Raw genomic sequence first — 18,662 nt, 5'->3', positions numbered from 1 at the left:
GAGTAAGGAGTAAGGAGTAAGGAGTAATGAGTAAGGAGTAAGGAGTAAGGAGTAATGAGTAAGTATCATTGTGGTTTATTAATATGAAAACCGCTGTAAGAAGTGTGGAGGATGTGGGGAGTGTGGGAAAAAAATGTATATTTTCACCATTACGCGAGCAGGACTACCCAAATATTAACCTTTGCTAACCGATGTTTCTAGTGCAGGATGACGGAAATAAGTTACCAGTGACAAAATACTCAAAGCCTTACCAATCAAAACTTATGACTTCCCCTCCTGGGAGTAGGGCTGTTTCAAAGTATCGTGAGTTAACAATTTAAGGAGAACAAGAGATTAGAGGATCACGAAATAGAGAAATTAGCCAAAATTTGCCGATTTTTCAGCCTCGGAGTGTCATTAAACTCTGTCTAAAATATCTGGTTTAATTCTCTGAGATAACAACAATTCGTTAATTAACGTTTAAGAAGAATTGATAAATTTGAGGAAAATCTAGGGTAAGGGTGGAAAATTCTCCCCTGCTCCCTCGCTCCCCTTCTGTCTTAACCAAGAATGAAACAGCTCTGCCCTCCTGGGAGGGGTTAGGGGTGGGTTGAATTCTGACTTCTGACTTCCGCGTAGCGGTACTAGTCCCGGCATCTTATCCGGGTATAGTGTACTTCACCAAGATGAAATCTGCTGTAATCTTGCTTACTAACCAGAGTCAAATTCCCCAGATTCAGAAAAAGAAAACTCTACAATCAGAAGATTTAAAAGAGAGCATTCATATTATTCGATACCAATTCTACAGCAAAATTTACCAATATCTAGATTATCTTGAATCAAGAGGTTTCTAGCTTTCTAATATATAAAAAAAATAGATGGTTTAAGCTACCGGAGTAACTCAGATATTTGATAATTTGCCATTACATAAATCGAAAAAAGGTTATTTAATGACTGAAAACAAATACGGTTCGGTTAAGCAGAAAAAAAATTATAGTTAATAAACCAGACAACAAAGAAACTTTTTACATATAATATTGTCTAGGGAAAAAATAGGTTAATCTGTCATCTGGTCAGCTTAACCTGATTAATAATTGCTATTCTTAGTTGCTGCCCAATCTTGACTATTTTAGATGTTGGGCCGGAAATTAAAATTTAGGTATAATAAACGATTTAACCGAATTAATACTTAGATGAATATTTTAGTGCTGATGGTCAAATTATCCAGAAAGCACTCCTGAATTAGTGTAGAGGAAAGTTAAAGATAAAGCCTCAGAAACTTGAGACTAACATAGATGAAGAGGCCAAAAAATGAGCGTTATAATTACCTAATCAACGAGTCTGTACTAATCCCAACAGTCAAGTTAGTAATAGATAACGCTAAAACTAAATGTGCAAATTGATAGGTCTGGGAAATCATAACCAGTACTACTTTGACCTTATTTAGACTAGCACCAAAAACCAAAACTGTCATTTCTTTCCCATGTATTCATACCCAAAAGAAAAGATCGGGAGTTTTGGCGGAATAATTTGAGCAGAAGGATAAAAAATAAGTGACTCAAGAATTTCATATTTCAATTACTCCCCTGGGAGAAGACGAATATTTTGTCCGCACAGAAAAAGTACCTATTGGTGGTCTAGTGGCTGAAGAAATAGTCAAATGGCCTGTAGAACAATGGCTGGCCCAAGCTCGTCACCTATTTCGCGATCCATTAATCGATCTTCTAGAAGGAAAGTCCAATGCTCAGGTAGTCATCCCCGATCAGATTGTGGCCAGGTCTGGGGAAGTAGTAAGTCCAAGTTTAGTAGCATTAGGCCAACAAATGTATCAAGAACTATTCAAAAAGACCCTGAGAGATAGCTGGAATTTTGCCCAAGGAATTGCTAATAATCGAGGTGAGGTTTTACAGTTACGTCTAGGTACTAAAGACAGACGTATATCCAGTTTGCCTTGGGAGGTACTCCATGTAGGGGATTGCCCTCTGGCGACTGGTACTGATATTGTCTTCTCTCGCTACCAACCTAATACCTGTTTACCTAAATCTAGTAGGATATTAACACCTGAAGAACCATTAAAAATTTTAATGGCGATCGCAGCTCCCACTGATAAAGATAGTCTACAACTAGAAAAAGAATACGAAGCATTACAAAAAGAACTGGAAAAAAATAGTGGGCAAATTCAGATCCACTTAGATATTCTCCGGCAACCAGGGCGAGAACAACTTACCCAAGCATTAGAACAAGGAAAATATCAAGTTTTCCATTATTCAGGTCATAGTACCTGGGGTGTTTCTGGTGGTGAAATATCTCTAGTGAGTAATATAACAGGCTTAACAGAAAGTCTGAGTGGTAAGGATCTAGCAGGTTTGCTAGTTAACAATGGCATTCAGATGGCGGTTTTTAACTCATGTCGAGGTGCGTACAACCATCTTGTTCACCCCACTGATGAGGGGGTAGAGATCAACTTAGCAGAAGCGATGGTTAAACGTGGAATTCCAGCAGTGCTGGCAATGGCAGAATGTATTCCAGATGATGTTGCTATTATTCTGACAAAGTTGTTTTATCGCAACATTAAAGAAGGTTATCCGATAGATCTAAGTTTAAATCGAGCAAGACAAGGTTTGATGTCTAGTTACCGTTCAGATCAACTTTATTGGGCATTGCCTGTAGTTTATCTACATCAAGAATTTTGTGGATATCTAATTGAACAACAAAACTATTCTGAAAATGAAATAGAAGAGGATATCCTGAGACCTATTGATGAAAAGATTGAATCTCCTGAGTCACTAGAAGATTCAACTCGTGTAAGACCAGATATGGAACTGGGGAATCTGGAGGATTATCCTACTGAAGTTGAGGCTAATAATTTTAATTGGCAAGTTGAAGAGGGTAAAGATCAAGTGAGGACACTCCAGGAGATGTTGCAAGAAAGAGAAATAGAAAAGCAACTAGACGATCAAGACTATGAAAAACAAGAAAATCTAAAAACACCTACACAAAGTAGTGAAGAGTCAACTCAGTCAATATTGGCTACATCAAATACTCAGAACAAATCTCATAAATTTTCCTGGAAAAAAACATTAGGATATGCTGTATCAGGAATGATGTTATTTGTTGGTACTAACCTCATTAGTTTCAATCGTCAATTACAAGTGACTACTAAATTGCCCAAAGCACCTGCTCCAATTTTGAACTATGAATATAATAGGGTTCGACTTGTTAATCAGCAAATTAATAGTACCGCAGAAGAAGAGACTCTGCTGGCAATTCAACAGTTTAATCAAAATGAGATTCGGGCTGGTAAAATGGTAGTGGAAAAATCATTATTAGAAAAAGGAGAATTAGCAAAAGCTGCAGAAGCTATAGCTGCTGTACCACAACTCAGTGACCATCCAGAAATCAATTTTCTCAAAGGTAGATTAGCTTGGGAATCATTCCAGGATGGGAATAGCAATTATACTGTAGATGAAGTTATAAATTATTGGGAAAAAGCGGCAACCAAAAACCCAGAAAATATTCAATATCAAAATGCTTTAGGCTTTGCTTATTATACTAAAGGAGACATAGAAAAAGCTTATGCAGCTTGGTTAAAAGTGTTGCATTTGTCTGGAGAAATTACTACAGAAATTGAAAAAATTAGTCCTGTTTCTTATAACTACCAGAGAAATTTATCTGTTAAGAATCGAGAAGCTCTAAATGCTTATGCAGGTCTAGGATTAGTAACGCTTAAATATGCTCAAAATTCTGTTCAAGCTTTTAAATATGCTGGTAAAGTTATGAGGGAAGCTGGTCAAGAATTTCATGTCCTACAATTGCAAAAACATTGGTTGTGGTCTCCCAAAACACGCCTAGATTGGGATTTACTATTGAAACTGCGAGACCAAAAGCAAAACCAACAGCAATTTGAACATAATAATAATTCAGAAACGCTGACTTAGTTATAGTCATGGTAGACCTAGTGACTGTTTATTTCTCAACAGGCTAATATAACTTATAGATAATTTGTATTAGCCAAAATCTCATAGTTTTCCTTTTAAGACAAGCTTTAAATGAATATTTCTTGTGGTTAAGGGAGCCTACGCCTCGCAGTATTTTAATTTTAATTCTCTCTCAATTCTCAATGGCTTTTGCCTCCTCGATTGGGCAATGTCTGACTGCTGTTAGCTCCGTATTCCGTAGGAAATGCTTACGGTTATACCATTTTGAAAAAAGAATGTTACGAATAATAAGGACGATAAAAAAATTTTACAGGAGATGTCCCTTTGACTAAAAAGATAATTTATGAACTAAAAAAAAGCATCGAAGCTATTCCCATACGACTCCTGACTCCTGACTCCTGACTCCTAAAAAATACCCTGTCTATTTGTAATAAACATTTATTAAATTGGTATTAAATATATTAAAAATTTATTTCTCAAATTACTAATCTAATTATAGAAAATATCACCATGACACAAAAACAGGAAAACACAGTAAATTTTTTTAATTCAATTCCTGGCAGAATAGTTTCACATCTAATTGTTGTTTTATTAACTCTAGGTGGTGTTTGGTTGTTTCAAAATAGACCAGTAAATTATGCAAAAACTATACCTTTGACTCCCGATCCAATTAACCTTGAAAGATATAACAAAGAACAACCTATTAATTATAGCACCAATACTGTAGAATCAGAAAAACAATTAGCTATTGAACAATTTAGTAAAAATGATATTCAAGCTGGAAAAAAGGCTATTGAGTCTCTGCTAAATAGAGGCGCTTTCTTCGAGGCAAAAGAAGCTCTTAATATTGTAAAAAAAACACATAACAATAACAAAAGTATTGATCCTGAAATAAATTTTTTATACGGTCGATTGGTTTGGGAGTTAGCCCAAGATGGAAATAGAAATTATACTGTAAATGAAGCTTTTGAGTATTGGGAAAAAGCAGTTGCTCAACGTCCTGATTCTGTTTTATATCAAAATGCTATAGGTTTTGCTTACTATACAAAAGGAGATTTGAAAAAAGCTTATGATGCTTGGTTTAAAGTCTTAAAATTATCAGGAGAAAATTTAACAGAAATAGAAACATTGCAAAACATTTCGACTGAGGATATTACCACTCCACAAGTTGAACAAAAAGATGCTCTTAATGCTTATGCAGGTATTGGGTTAGTAATGATGAAATCTGCTCGGACTTCTCAGGGAAATGACCAAAGAGAACGCTGGTTGAGAGCGCTCCAATATCGGACCAAAGTAATGAGTGAAGCTGCCAGAGAATATCATATTCCCCAACTGCGAAGAAACTGGTTATGGTCACGAGTAGCCCTACGAGATTGGGATTTTCTAATGAGAACGGATTGGAATATTTTGAGAAAAAAAAGGTAGTGGAATGGCATTTTGAACAGAAGTCGAGCTTGTTGAAGATAGTGAGCGCTTGATATCAATAGGACTTATGCAATACAACGTATTTTCGTCATTGCGGCCTACAGGGTTTGCGGAGCAGTCCGGAAGCGATAGCAATCTCAAACCCTAGTTTTTGCTACCTCATGCGTAATATCATCTCCGCTGGTATCGGAGCGTGTAAACCAAAGGATAAATATCTACAGGAAATTTAAGTTTTTTCGGGGTTAATACCCTTAATTCCAAGAATACTAAAGCTTTCATCCCAAATTTCTGAATTCTAAATTCAGAATTCTTACCCTTTTACAATACGGATGCTACCGGACATGATATAATATTATGTTCGGTTAAATAGTTATTATAATTAAAGTTCGTAGTAGGGCTTCAGCCCTATCTACAGTTCGGGCTGAAGCCCTACTACAAACCATATACTTTATTATAAGTGATTATCCGTTAGCGTAGCTCCCCCGGAGGGGGCACATGATATAAGTCCCGATCAAATGAAATTGATTCAGTTCGTTCGCGGTTAATATCAAATCCGGTTAATTGCACATAGAATCTGGTCATAGGATATGTGTTGATAATTTTTTCAATTACTTTAATAGATATCTCGCTAAATTCCCCACCGGAGAGTGGTTAGGGATTGGTCTCCATCTCCCCATCTCCCCATCTCCCCATCGCCCCATCTCCCCAACCATATAATAAGTATTCAACCGGATTTGATATAAGTCCTGACTTAAGAAAGATATTTAAAAAAGATAAATGTTTGGTTTAGCTGTCGCTCTACCCAACCTACAAAACCTACTTAAGCCCCCTTGGGAAAGGGGGGTTTGGGGGGATCAGTTACTTAGAATGTCTTTCTAGTGCTAACTGAATCAAAATATCTACTAACTCATCAAAAGGAATGCCAGTAGCTTCCCAAAGCATAGGATACATACTGGTTGCAGTAAAACCAGGCATGGTATTAATTTCATTAATCAAAATTTCTCCTGTTTTCTCCACATAGAAAAAGTCTACTCTCGCTAAACCTGCTGCATCGACTGCTAAAAATGCCTGGGTTGCCATTTCTTTGATTTGATTAGCGATCGCCTCACTGACTCGTGCTGGAATAAATAAATCTGCTTTTCCGTCTGTGTATTTGGTTTCGTAATCATAAAAATCACTCTCAAAAGTAATCTCACCAACTACAGAAGCTTTCGGTACGTCATTTCCCAGCACTGCACATTCTAATTCTCTAGCTTCTACACCAGCTTCAACAATAATTCGACGGTCATAACTAGCAGCATTATCCAAGGCAGTTTCTAATTCTGAACGCGAGCGCACCTTAGCAATACCTACTGATGAACCTAAATTTGCAGGTTTAACAAAACAGGGATATCCTAAAGCTGCTTCAATATCATCACACAATTTAGGAAATACGCAAGGATTAGACCAAATTTGCGATCGCGTCACTGCTTGATATTTGACCTGGGGCAACCGTGCATGATCAAAAGCTATTTTCATCGCTATTTTATCCATACCCATTGCTGAACCCAAAACCCCAGAACCCACAAAGGGAACCTGCATTAACTTGAGTAAACCCTGTATAGTGCCATCTTCCCCATTTGGACCATGTAGAACTGGAAACCATACATCTACCTGGGCTGCTTGGGGCGGGGTTTGCCAGAGATTAGAAGAGGTTTGGTGAGTTAGGGATGTACTACTGGAATCATTATTATTTTCATCTGTCAGTTGCAATGATGGTGGGTTGCCAGACTCTAGCACTTGTTGAGAAAGATCGCTTGGTTGCCAACGCCCGTCTTTTTGAATATAAATTGGCATCAATTCGTATTTGCCTATATTTTCACCTTTGCTTAAAGCAGTAGCGATCGCTTTGGCAGACCGAATTGATACTTCATGTTCCCCAGAGCAACCACCGAATAATAAACCTACTCGTAATTTTGTCATTATTGAGATTCCTTTAACAGAATTTTATTTTAGATAGATTATCATAACGCAGAAAGAAGAAGGAAGAAGGAAGAAGGAAGAAGGTTAATTATTTATATTCCGAGAACTTACGCAGAAAACGGGTTTGTACTATACCACTTTGAAAAAAGAATGCTATAAAAAGTTCGTAAAGTTATTTTTTCAAAATAGCATGACACTTCAACTATTAAATAATTTAAACAAACCGAATAACTTTAACGTAAAAAATAAGCACGAAAATCATAACTAAATTCAACAAAACTAAAAATTCCTTAAAGTGAACTATATCAATCTATAAACTCATGTACTTTCCCCGTTCCTTCTTCCTTGCTTAGTCAGGAATTTCCACAGAACGTAAAAAAGCAGCATTTTCTTCTGGCACAGCAGTATTAATAAACATTCCACTTCCCATTTCAAATCCTGCGGTAAGGGAAACCCTAGGGACAATTGCTAAATACCAATGAAAATAATCTGTACGTTGTTCATCAGTAGGAATTGAACGAATAATATAATTATAATCTGGGTTATTTAAGCCATAATAAAGTTTTCCTAAAACAGTTTTTAAATTATCAGCTAAATCTAACATTTCTGACTCAGTAATTTCATCAAAAGATGAGGTGTGATGACGGGGAAAAATCCAAGTATGAAATGGAGAAAGTGCTGCATAAGGAATAAATGCCACAAAATGTTTACTAGCATAAATTATTCTCTCTTCAGCAGCTAGTTCATCTGCTAAAGTTCGGCAGAATAAACATTCTCCAGTATCATCAAAATATCGCATTGCTTCATTTATCCGAATCCGTAATTGATAAGGTACAATTGGTGTAGCTGCTAATTGAGAGTGGGGATGTTCTAATGATGTACCTGCACCTTTGCCATGATTCTTAAAAATTAGGATAGTTTGAATCCGTTTATCTTTTTTTATCTCTGCGTATCGAAGGCGATAAACTCTGAGAATATTGACTATATCTTTAAGTTCTAGAAATGGTATTATCACATCATGGCGTGGATGTTCGATAATCACTTCATGGAATCCAACTCCTGTCAGAGAACGGAAAGTTTTATCTATATTTCTAACTTTTTCACCTGTTGGAGTTAGAGCTGGATATTTATTAGGTACTGCCCTAACTCTCCAACCATTATTATCTTTTAATCGAAATGATTCTGGTCCTGTCAGATGTTCGTTGCCCAGACAAAATGGGCAATTTGGTTGATATGATGGGATAACAATTTGCGATTTTTCTGGTTTAATAAAATCATCAGGTCTTTTAGCTCTTTCTGTGGCAATAATGACCCAATCTCTAGTGATTAAGTTTTGTCTGAGTTCAGTCATTGTTTTTTTTTTAATTATTTAATTAATTTAACTATAACTGTGTTTTTATCATGAACAATTTAAGTCGTAAATAGTAGCTTTAAACGTTGGTTATTAACCCTTCTGATTTGCACACCCATATATTTACTAATTAATATATAATAATACTAAGTTTTTTGGGAGAATATCTGAATAAAGTATATAATTTTTAACAATTATCATCAATTTTTTTGTCATAATATGATAAAATTTTAATTAAAAAATGAATAAATTCTCAAGGATGGTTAAAGATAATGAAATTAAATTATCATCTTACTATTCTAGCGACCTTAACCCTATTAAATCCTATTTGGTTAGTTAGTGCTGTCAATGGAGAAATGAAAAATTGGCCACTGGAATTAGCACAAGCATTCCGCACGCCAGATATAAGAGAGGCACCCCCACCAAATCCAGGTGGAGGAACGCGAGGAGGTTTTCTGTCTCGAGAGCATAAACCTACTGCTTTAATACCAAAAACTAATATTGGTTTGACTTTGGCTGAATATCCAACATTTTTTGTATATTTGCCTGGAATAGAAGATTTGTCTGAATATTTGCCCGCAATAGAAGAAATAGCAGAATTCTGGTTAGCAGACGAAGCGGGAACTATCTATAAAACTGAACTGAAACTTCCCAATACTAATGGTATTGTGATGATTAACTTGCCAGAGGATGGTAGTATCCCACCGTTAGCAGTTGGTAAAGTATATCAATGGGGTGTAGAGCTTATACCATCTGTCAGGGAAGAAGTGTATGATTTTGATGAGTTACTTACATCTGGTTGGGTAAAAAGAATAGAAATTAGTCCAAACTTACTTCAGGAGTTACAAAATACAACACCCGATAATCATCCAAAAGTTTATGCTGAAGCAGGTATTTGGCATGAAACCCTCGACTCCCTAGCAACACTACGTCAGTCTAACCCGAATAATTCAACTTTTCTTACTCAATGGCAAGATATTCTCGAATCGGTTGGGCTAGAAAACGTAGCGAATGCACCACTATTAACAGACAGTAACCAACCCACCGAAACAAAACAAAATCAGGATACTTCTGATGTTAGATAACCTACATAATATAATAATCTCTGAATTAAAAAATGGATAAATTCCAAAGGATGGTTAAAGGTAATGAAATTAAATTTTTATCTGACTATTATAGCTACTGTAGCTTTATTAACTCCAATATGCTTAACCTCTGTTGTTAATGCAGAAATTGAGATATTGCAACGGGAAGTAATAGCACAAAGTATTAGATTCCAAACGCCAGAAATCAGAGAGCAGGGAGATAGAACGTTTTCAATCATAAAGGAAGGAAGGAGAAGAAGGTGTGAATTTAAAGATGCACCTACTGTCTTGATACCAGAAACTAATATTGGGTTAACTTTGGCTGAGTATCCGAAATTTTTTGTATATTTTCCAACAGAAGATGGAGAGTGTGGTTATCCTTATCAACCAGCAGAATTTGAGTTATGGGATGAAGCAGGCAATATTGTCTATGTCACCGAACTTAAACGTCCTGATGCCAGGAGTATTATTAGGATTAACCTGCCTGATGATGGTAGTATCTCACCGTTAGCAGTTGGCAAAAAATATGCATGGAGGGTATCTATAGTCATCGATAATTGGGATCGAAGTGCAGATTTGTACCTAGATGGCTGGATCAAAAGAATCGAAACCACCCCAACCTTACTTCAGCAGTTAAAAACAACAACACCCGATAATCATCCCAAAGTTTATGCAGAAGCAGGTATTTGGCACGAAACCCTCGACTCCCTAGCAACACTACATCAGTCTAACCCCAATAATTCAACTTTTATTACTCAATGGCAAGACATTCTCAAATCAGTGGGGCTAGAAACCGTAGCGGATGCACCTCTAGTAACAGACAGTAACCAACCCACCGAAACAAAACAAAATCAGGACACTTCTGATGTTAGATAACCTACATAATATGATAATATGCGAGTTAAAAAATGGGTAAATCGTCAAGGATGATTCAAAGATAATGAAATTAAATTTTCATCTGACTATTTTAGCTACTGTAGCTTTATTAACTCCAATATGGTTAACCTCTGTTGTTAATGCGGAAATTGAGATATTGCAACGGGAAGTAATAGCACAAAATATTAGATTCCAAACGTCAGAAATCAGAGAGCAGGGAAATAGAACGTTTTCAAGAGTAAAGGAAGGAACTCGAAGTAGGTGTGAATTGAAAGATCCTCCTACTGTTTTGATACCAGAAACTAATATTGGGTTAACTTTGGCTGAGTATCCGAAATTTTTTGTATATTTTCCAACAGAAGATGGAGAGTGTGGTGTTCCTTATCAACTAGTAGAATTTGAGTTATTCGATGAAGCAGGCAATACTGTCTATGTCACCGAACTTAAACGTCCTGATACCAGGAGTATTATTAGGATTAACCTGCCTGATGATGGTAGTATCCCACCGTTAGCAGTTGGCAAAAAATATGGATGGTGGGCATCTATAGTCATCGATCCTTGGGATCGAAGTGCAAATGTTGAAATATCATCTGGCCGGATCAAAAGAATCGAAACCACCCCAACCTTACTTCAGCAGTTACAAACAACAACACCTGATAATCATCCCAAAGTTTATGCTGAAGCAGGTATTTGGCACGAAACCCTCGACTCCCTAGCAACATTACGTCAGTCTGATCCTAATAATTCAACTTTTATTACTCAATGGCAAGACATTCTCAAATCAGTGGGGCTAGAAACCGTAGCGGATGCACCTCTAGTAACAGACAGTAACCAACCCACCGAAACAAAACAAAATCAGGACACTTCTGATGTTAGATAACCTACATAATATGATAATATGCGAGTTAAAAAATGGGTAAATCGTCAAGGATGATTCAAAGATAATGAAATTAAATTTTCATCTGACTATTTTAGCTACTGTAGCTTTATTAACTCCAATATGGTTAACCTCTGTTGTTAATGCAGAAATTGAGATATCGCAACTCGAATTAATAGTACAAAAGACAAGATTCCGCACGCCAGATATGAGAGAGACATCAGGAAGAACAACCCCAGGGGGAACACGAGGAAGCTTTCTATCTCCAGAAAATACACCGACTGCTTTAATACCAGAAACTAATATTGGGCTTACTTTAGCTGAATATCCGACATTTTTTGTGTATCTTCCGGCAATGGTAGGGAAAACAGGAGAATTTTGGTTAGTAACTGAAGATGGTAATGTTATCTATGAAACTAAATTTACACTTGTAGAACGTAATGGTATTATTAGCGTTAATCTACCAGATGATGGTAGTATTCCACCCTTAAAAGTAGGCCAAAAATATGAATGGGGCATGGCGATCGTATTAGATCCTAATGACCGCATTTCAGATTCATTGGCATCTGGTTGGGTACAGAGAATAGAGGCTAGTCCGAGTTTAAGTCAAGAGTTACAAAATACAACACCCGATAATCATCCCAAGATTTATGCTGAAGCAGGTATTTGGCATGAAACTCTTGACTCTCTGGCAAAACTACGTCAGTCTAACCCCAATAATTCAACTTTTATTACTCAATGGCAAGATATTCTCGAATCGGTTGGGCTAGAAGCAGTTGCTGATGCACCATTATTGGGAGACACTAACCAACTCACTCAACCTCCTCAAAAATCTGGAGGCAGTCTCCGCGCCCCAGATACTAGAGAATCTCCTTTAGTCCCTCCACCATCTGCCCCTACTCCTCGTAGTAATATGAGAGTTCCAGATATGACACCAATACCAATACCAAAAGGAGGAGGAACACGATGAGAAGTAAAAAAACTTTTTCTGGCTATCTCAACAATTATTTTTTGCATCTGTTGGTTACTACTTTACTTTTTAGCCTGACTCACTGTTATGCTCAACCTTCATTAATCAAAAATACTACTGCCCTCGCTCAACAAACAGCAACCCCTAAAAAAAATGAGGCTGCTCGCCTCTTCCAAAGAGCTAATCAACTATTTCGTCGCAGTCAATATCCCAGTGCTTTGGAAACTTATCAACAAGTTTTGCAACTGCGCCGAGAAATAGGAGACAAAATTGGCGAAGGAAAAACACTACTACAAATTGGCATTACTTATCGTTTATTAGCAGAATATACTCAAGCTAGAGAATATGTTGAATTAGCATCAAAAATTGCCAAGTCTACAGAAAATATATCTCTCCAAGCAGCTAGTTTAATGGAAATGGGAATTATTAACTACCGCCTCAGTCAATACTCCCAAGCATTAGAGTTGTATCAACAAGCTTTGGCTGTCAGCAGAAAAATCAGCGCTCAGATTATTGAATATAAAACTCTCGATCATATAGGTGTAGTTTATCGACAACAGGGAGAATTTAACCGCGCTCTAGAATTTCATCAACAAGCTTTGGCTATTAGTCGAGAAATAGATGACAAATCTAATCGTGCTAGAATTTTGAATAATATTGGTGTAGTTTACACTCGCATCGGTGAATATCCCAAAGCTGTAGAATGGAATAACCAAGCATTAGCAGTTAGTAGAGAAGTGGGCGATCGCTTCATTGAATCTCGCATCGTTAATAGCATCGGTGTAGTTTATAACAATCAAGGTGACTATGGAAAAGCCTTACAATACTATCAACAGGGGTTGGCTATTCGTCAAGAAATTGGAGACAAAGCAGGTGAAGGCTATACTCTAAATAATATTGGCACTATTAAAGCTGCTCAAGGTGATTATGGCAAAGCTAGAGAATATTATCAGCAAGCTTTAGCTATCCGTCAGGAAATCGGCGATCGCCTCGGAGAGGCAACTACTGTGAGTAACATCGGGCATATTTATTGGAATCAAGGGCAATATCCTCAAGCTTTAGAATATTACCAACAAGCACTTACTATTAGTCGAGACATTGGCGATCGCCCAGGAGTAGGCTACATTCTTGCTAGTATTGGTGGTGTTTATTATAGTCAGGGTGAATATTCTCAGGCGTTAGACTTTTATCAGCAAGCCCTAGAAATTAGAAAAGTGATCGGCGATAAAAGTGGTGAAAGTTATTCTCTTAATAGTATTGGTGGTACATATTTTAGTCTAGGGGAATACAAGACTGCCCTAGAATATTATCAGCGCTCCCTTTCAATTCGTCAAAAAATAGGTGACAAGGCAGGGGAAGGTACAAGTTTTAGTAATATTGGATTGGTTTACGATGTATTGGGACAAGCACCAGAAGCGCTCAAGTATTATCGGCAAGCACTATCTATCCGCCAGGAAATAGGAGACAAACCAGGAGAGGCAAATACTTTAACTAATATTGGTATAGTTTATGATACTCAAAAACAGTATCGTCAAGCATTGGCAAATTATCAACAGTCTTTGAGTATTCGTCAAGAAATAGGCGATCGCTTTGGAGAAGCAACTACCCTGAATAATCTTGGTTTAGTCTACGATAATTTGGGAAATAACTCCGAAGCACTAGATTCATATCAACAAGCTTTAGCAATTTTCCGGGAAATTGGTAACCCAGATGGGGAAAGAGTTAGTTTAGGTAATATGGGTTATGTATTTGAGAAACAGCAGCAAACTGAATTAGCCATTATTTTTTATAAAGCATCTGTCAACGTTACTGAAAAAATTCGTCAAAATTTACAACCCCTATCTCAGACATTACAGCAATCTTATGCAGATAGAGTTGCAGATACATATCGTCGTTTAGCAGATTTGTTGTTGCAGCAAGATCGAGTATTGGAAGCGCAACAGGTTTTAGATTTGCTGAAAGTGCAAGAATTGGATGATTATCTCAATAATGTACGGGGTAACGAGCAGACAGCAGCAGGAATTGAGAATTTACCAATAGAAAAACAAATTTTAGCAGAATATGAAAAACTGCAAAAGCGGGCGATCGCTATTGGTAGAGAATTAGGAGTATTACGCCGTCTCCCCTCATCTCAAAAAACACCAACTCAGGAACAAAAAATTCAACAACTCATTTCCCAACAAGAAAAGATTAGGCAACAACTCAGAAAATTTATCAGTCGCCCTGATGTAATCAAGTTGGTGCAAAAACTTAAAAATGTGACAGATGAAAGTTTTAATCTTAAGCAATTTAGAAATGTCTCGGAAAATCTGCAAAAATTGGGGCGGAATGTAGGTTTGTTATATCCTTTAATTCTGGAAGACAGACTGGAATTAATTTTAATAAAACCAAATTCTCCACCAATTCGTCGCACAGTTTCAGTAACAAAGGCAGAATTAAATGCAGGTGTGTTGGCATTTCGCGTGGCTCTGACAGATCCCCGTAAAAGACAAAATATTGAATTTGTCAAAGAATCTGCAAATCAACTATATGACTGGTTGATTCAACCTTGGGAGAATGATTTAACTTTGGCAGATGTAGAAACAATTATTTATGCACCTGATGGCCAGTTGCGTTACATTCCTTTGACTGCTCTGTATGATGGTAATAAATGGCTAGTAGAAAAATTTCAGGTGAATTATATTACTGCTGCTAGTTTGACTAACTTGGATATTCAACCTCAGACTCAGTTACGAATTTTAGCTGCTGCTTTTAGCAGTGGGAATTATAGTTTTACAGTCGGCGATCGTCATTTTGAGTTTTCTGGTTTGCCTTTTGCTGGTGTGGAAGTAGAAAATCTAGTCGAGGAAATTCCCCAAACTACAAAGCTGCTTAACAATGAGTTTAGTAAAGCAATGACTATTCCTCTAATGGATAAATACTCAGTTGTGCATTTTGCCACTCATGCTGCTTTTATATCTGGGAACCCGGAAGATTCATTTATTATGTTTGGAGATGGCGATCTAGTGACTTTGCGAGAAGTGCGAGATAGTTGGTTTCTGACAAACGTCGATTTGTTAGTATTGAGTGCTTGTCAAACTGCAGTAGGCGGAAAGTTGGGCAATGGGGAAGAAATTTTAGGTTTTGGATATTTGATGCAAGAAGTTGGAGCAAAAGCAACTGTAGCTTCTTTATGGCGTGTCGATGATGGCGGTACACAAATTTTGATGAATAATTTTTATCAGTGGTTACAAACAGAAAAAGTAACAAAAGCACAAGCATTACGACAAGCACAAATTTCCTTAATTACTGGTCAATATAATCCCCAACAATTAGCAGCTTTAGTAAGACAAAAAAGTCCTAAAAATGATTTATCATCACAAATCGTTGAAGAGTTACGTCATCCTTATTATTGGGCATCATTTATTCTGATTGGTAATGGTTTTTAAAGTAGAAATAACTAATACTAAAAAATAGTTAATTAAGCATATTCCTTAATTTAAGATTATGTTCATGGGAAAAACCAGATAGATGTGATATATAAAAATAAATAGCCAATAATGGTATATTTAGGAGCTAATAATAATGACTAACAAAGAATTCCAAATATTGAAACAGCAACGTAATGCAAAACTAGCTACAGTTTTGAGCAAAATCATTGATACTGAATGGAATCGAGTTAGTAGACAATTGGACGCTCTTGATACTGATTCTGGTGATGTTACTAAAGCAGCAATTTTATTAGGGCAATATCAAATATTAGATAAATTAATGGCAGCATTATCTGAAGGTAGTCTTAGTTCAGATTATGAAATAGAAGCTGTATGGCGTTCAAAATTAATTCAGCGTGTCGTAGAGGGTTTTAATTTAGACCTGGATACTCGGACTCCGCCTCGTCGATATAAAAGTATAGCACAACAACTGGCAGAAGCTTGTGGACTAGAAGTAATTCAAGATTAATTTTTTGTAAGTATTCAGCAATTAGCGATCGGCAATTAGCGAGCTTATACCAAATCTCAAAAATCTTGCTAAATCTTGTTAGGAGTAGGTTTATTAGGCATAAGATATGTTCGCTGTTTGCAAACGCATCGTTAAAAACATCGCTCTTACTTATTTATTACCTAATATAGCAAGTATAGCAGTATTTTTGGGAATTGGTATTAGTTATTCCTTTTCAGGAAAAATTACTATGATAGCGCTTTTAGGATGGGCGAACCACACAGTCAAAACTAAAACCCTTCTAGGGAGGTTCCATGGAACATTCCTACTGTGGTCTACTAATTATTAAAACTGCTGTAACTTAACAATATTTTATTAAAAACAGCAAAAATTATTATGGAAACTAATACAAGTAAATTTAATTCAGATATTATCCGAAAATGGTCTAATTTAATTGCTATTTTAGCTGCTTTTTTCCTGAATATTTATGTGAATATTGCTCCTCCAAGCGGTCAAACAATAGGAGCAATTTCTAACACTATATTTAAGAATGTTTTGATTACTCCTGCCAGTTATGCTTTTGCTATTTGGGGATTAATTTATTTAGGTTTAATTAGCTTTGGAATTTATCAAGTATTACCTGCCCAAGTAGAAAATAAAATTTTACGCAGATGTAAATATTTTTTAGTAGCTGCGAGTATTTCACAAATTGTTTGGATATTTTTATTTCAATATCAACTATTTACTCTTTCAGTCTTGGCAATGTTAGGAATTTTAGTATGTTTGATTTTCCTATATCTCAATTTAGGAATTAGTTATGAAAGAGTCTCAAAAAAAGATAAATGGTTAGTTCATCATCCTATTAGTATATATTTTGCTTGGATTAGTGTGGCAACAATTGTAAATGTCGCCTGTGCTCTAGATAATTTAGGCTGGAATAGTTCAGAGCAAGTTGGTATTGTTTGGACAATAGTTATGTTAATAATCGGCACTGTTATTGCAGCAATTATTAATATTCAAAAACAAGATATTGCTTATACTTTGGTATTTATTTGGGCATTGACAGCAATTGCAGTTCGTCATTTAGATACTCTAGTTATTGCCATTAGTTCTGGAATATTAGCTTTAGGATTAGTAGTTTTAGTTGGTCTCAGATTTTTTTCAAAAAGTCCTAAATTGCAGAAATAAACGGAAAATAATATGGCACGCGGAGAACAAATATACACTATTAGAGAATTTCTAAATATAGATGGTGTTTACGAACATCATGGTATTGACTATGGCGATGGAACAGTTATTCATTATCGCAAAGGAACAGAAACTATTGAAAGAACTTCTAAAGCATATTTTACTGATGGGAGAAAAGTTTATGTTAAACGTTACCCACTTCGTTATATTGCTGATACAGTCATTCAAAGAGCAGAAAGTAGATTAGGAGAAAGAAAATATAATATTATTTTTAATAATTGTGAACACTTTGCGACTTGGTGTATTACTGGGGCTAGCTATAGTCAACAAGTAAAAAACTTTATTCCTCTACTTCATCATATTAATGTCGAGCAAATATCAGAACCAATTAAGGAAGCAATTTTAGGGGGGAAAACTCAGATCAATACTAATGAATTATTAAGTAAAGCTTTAGCAGATATTAAAGTAGCTTGGGAAAATATTCAACCTGAATATAAACAAACTTTACAGGAAATAGATAACTGGCAAAAAGTTGCAGTTGCAGCGCTTAAAAAAAACCGAGAAGATTTAGCTCGTGCTGCCTTGATGCGAAAGCGAAAACATCAAGAACGTGCTGATGAATTAGCAGCTAGTTTGCATAAATTAGCAACTATGACAGAAACACTTTTACGCAGTCAAAATTTAATTGGTAAAAATTAGTATGGCTGATGATTTAATTATAAAAAAGGTATATTTATACTCATTTTTATTTATATAGCAATATGATTTAAGTTGTGAGATACTGGATAATTTTAGGGAACAGGGAATAGGGAACAGAGAAGAAGAAAAAAACCAACATATATGAATATGATAACTAGTATAGCAATTCTAAATAAGTTGTGAAAGATTAAAAAGTCAATAAAAAAGTTTTTGTTTGTAGTAGGGCTTTAGCCCGATAAATACCTATCTTAGGGCTAAAGCCCTACTACGAGCTTTAATTATCACTGTTCAACCGGACATGATATGACAGATTAAAAAGTCAATAAAAAAGTTGAAACTCTTACCCAATTATTAATAATTAATAATTAAATAATTCTGGTTTAAAGCCTCCCCT

Annotated in this window: 12 protein-coding genes; 10 read left to right on the top strand and 2 right to left on the bottom strand. The window is 36.1% G+C overall.

The features are described 5' to 3' along the window. Window positions 1-1,532: 1,532 nt before the first annotated feature. Complete coding sequence (locus ACP6PL_RS02600; RefSeq protein WP_426542231.1) at window positions 1,533-3,917, top strand: CHAT domain-containing protein; 2,385 nt, start codon at window positions 1,533-1,535, stop codon at window positions 3,915-3,917. Window positions 3,918-4,427: 510 nt separating this feature from the next. Beyond that, a complete protein-coding gene (locus ACP6PL_RS02595) occupies window positions 4,428-5,342 on the top strand; it encodes a tetratricopeptide repeat protein (protein WP_426542229.1) in 915 nt (304 codons plus the stop codon). Window positions 5,343-6,200: 858 nt separating this feature from the next. Here the strand turns inward: ACP6PL_RS02595 and ACP6PL_RS02590 are convergent. Both ACP6PL_RS02590 and galT read right to left on the bottom strand, forming a co-directional pair. Beyond that, window positions 6,201-7,304 (bottom strand): D-alanine--D-alanine ligase family protein, encoded by a 1,104-nt coding sequence (locus ACP6PL_RS02590; protein WP_426542227.1) that lies wholly within the window; start codon window positions 7,302-7,304, stop codon window positions 6,201-6,203. 349 nt (window positions 7,305-7,653) lie between these two features. Then, on the bottom strand, window positions 7,654-8,655 hold the full coding sequence (galT, locus tag ACP6PL_RS02585) for a galactose-1-phosphate uridylyltransferase (RefSeq protein WP_426542225.1): 1,002 nt from the start codon (window positions 8,653-8,655) through the stop codon (window positions 7,654-7,656). A 272-nt stretch (window positions 8,656-8,927) separates the two neighbouring features. Between galT and ACP6PL_RS02580 the strand changes: the two genes are divergently transcribed. From ACP6PL_RS02580 to ACP6PL_RS02545, 8 genes are all read left to right on the top strand, one after another. After that, a complete protein-coding gene (locus ACP6PL_RS02580; protein WP_426542223.1) occupies window positions 8,928-9,740 on the top strand; it encodes a DUF928 domain-containing protein in 813 nt (270 codons plus the stop codon). Between the two features lie 63 nt (window positions 9,741-9,803). After that, the gene (locus tag ACP6PL_RS02575; RefSeq protein ID WP_426542221.1) at window positions 9,804-10,616 is read left to right on the top strand and encodes a DUF928 domain-containing protein; all 813 of its coding nucleotides are present in this window, start codon (window positions 9,804-9,806) and stop codon (window positions 10,614-10,616) included. 64 nt (window positions 10,617-10,680) lie between these two features. Further along, window positions 10,681-11,496 (top strand): DUF928 domain-containing protein, encoded by an 816-nt coding sequence (locus ACP6PL_RS02570; protein WP_426542219.1) that lies wholly within the window; start codon window positions 10,681-10,683, stop codon window positions 11,494-11,496. A 64-nt stretch (window positions 11,497-11,560) separates the two neighbouring features. Further along, entirely contained in the window at window positions 11,561-12,463 is a 903-nt protein-coding gene (locus ACP6PL_RS02565) for a DUF928 domain-containing protein (protein WP_426542217.1), read from the top strand. Beyond that, complete coding sequence (locus ACP6PL_RS02560) at window positions 12,460-15,891, top strand: CHAT domain-containing protein (protein WP_426542215.1); 3,432 nt, start codon at window positions 12,460-12,462, stop codon at window positions 15,889-15,891. The genes ACP6PL_RS02565 and ACP6PL_RS02560 overlap by 4 nt, the downstream gene beginning before the upstream one ends. A 136-nt stretch (window positions 15,892-16,027) precedes the next feature. Beyond that, entirely contained in the window at window positions 16,028-16,402 is a 375-nt protein-coding gene (locus ACP6PL_RS02555) for a hypothetical protein (RefSeq protein ID WP_426542213.1), read from the top strand. Window positions 16,403-16,777: 375 nt separating this feature from the next. Further along, window positions 16,778-17,569, top strand: coding sequence for a tryptophan-rich sensory protein (locus tag ACP6PL_RS02550; RefSeq protein ID WP_426542211.1), 792 nt, complete (start codon window positions 16,778-16,780; stop codon window positions 17,567-17,569). A 12-nt stretch (window positions 17,570-17,581) separates the two neighbouring features. Continuing rightward, the gene (locus tag ACP6PL_RS02545; protein WP_426542209.1) at window positions 17,582-18,268 is read left to right on the top strand and encodes a lecithin retinol acyltransferase family protein; all 687 of its coding nucleotides are present in this window, start codon (window positions 17,582-17,584) and stop codon (window positions 18,266-18,268) included. The last annotated feature ends 394 nt before the right edge of the window (window positions 18,269-18,662 follow it).

It is taken from the genome of Dapis purpurea BLCC-M126 (genome assembly GCF_050015975.1).
In the GTDB taxonomy this organism is placed as follows: Bacteria; Cyanobacteriota; Cyanobacteriia; order Cyanobacteriales; family Microcoleaceae; genus Trichodesmium.
This window is presented reverse-complemented; position numbering and strand designations above follow the sequence as displayed.

What these genes read in the sequence shown, in the direction of transcription:
- ACP6PL_RS02595 (WP_426542229.1), top strand. Translation starts at nt 4,428, where the DNA reads ATGACACAAAAACAGGAAAACACAGTAAATTTTTTTAATTCAATTCCT.
- ACP6PL_RS02590 (WP_426542227.1), bottom strand. Translation starts at nt 7,304, where the DNA reads ATGACAAAATTACGAGTAGGTTTATTATTCGGTGGTTGCTCTGGGGAA.
- galT (WP_426542225.1), bottom strand. Translation starts at nt 8,655, where the DNA reads ATGACTGAACTCAGACAAAACTTAATCACTAGAGATTGGGTCATTATT.
- ACP6PL_RS02580 (WP_426542223.1), top strand. Translation starts at nt 8,928, where the DNA reads ATGAAATTAAATTATCATCTTACTATTCTAGCGACCTTAACCCTATTA.
- ACP6PL_RS02575 (WP_426542221.1), top strand. Translation starts at nt 9,804, where the DNA reads ATGAAATTAAATTTTTATCTGACTATTATAGCTACTGTAGCTTTATTA.
- ACP6PL_RS02570 (WP_426542219.1), top strand. Translation starts at nt 10,681, where the DNA reads ATGAAATTAAATTTTCATCTGACTATTTTAGCTACTGTAGCTTTATTA.
- ACP6PL_RS02565 (WP_426542217.1), top strand. Translation starts at nt 11,561, where the DNA reads ATGAAATTAAATTTTCATCTGACTATTTTAGCTACTGTAGCTTTATTA.
- ACP6PL_RS02560 (WP_426542215.1), top strand. Translation starts at nt 12,460, where the DNA reads ATGAGAAGTAAAAAAACTTTTTCTGGCTATCTCAACAATTATTTTTTG.
- ACP6PL_RS02555 (WP_426542213.1), top strand. Translation starts at nt 16,028, where the DNA reads ATGACTAACAAAGAATTCCAAATATTGAAACAGCAACGTAATGCAAAA.
- ACP6PL_RS02550 (WP_426542211.1), top strand. Translation starts at nt 16,778, where the DNA reads ATGGAAACTAATACAAGTAAATTTAATTCAGATATTATCCGAAAATGG.
- ACP6PL_RS02545 (WP_426542209.1), top strand. Translation starts at nt 17,582, where the DNA reads ATGGCACGCGGAGAACAAATATACACTATTAGAGAATTTCTAAATATA.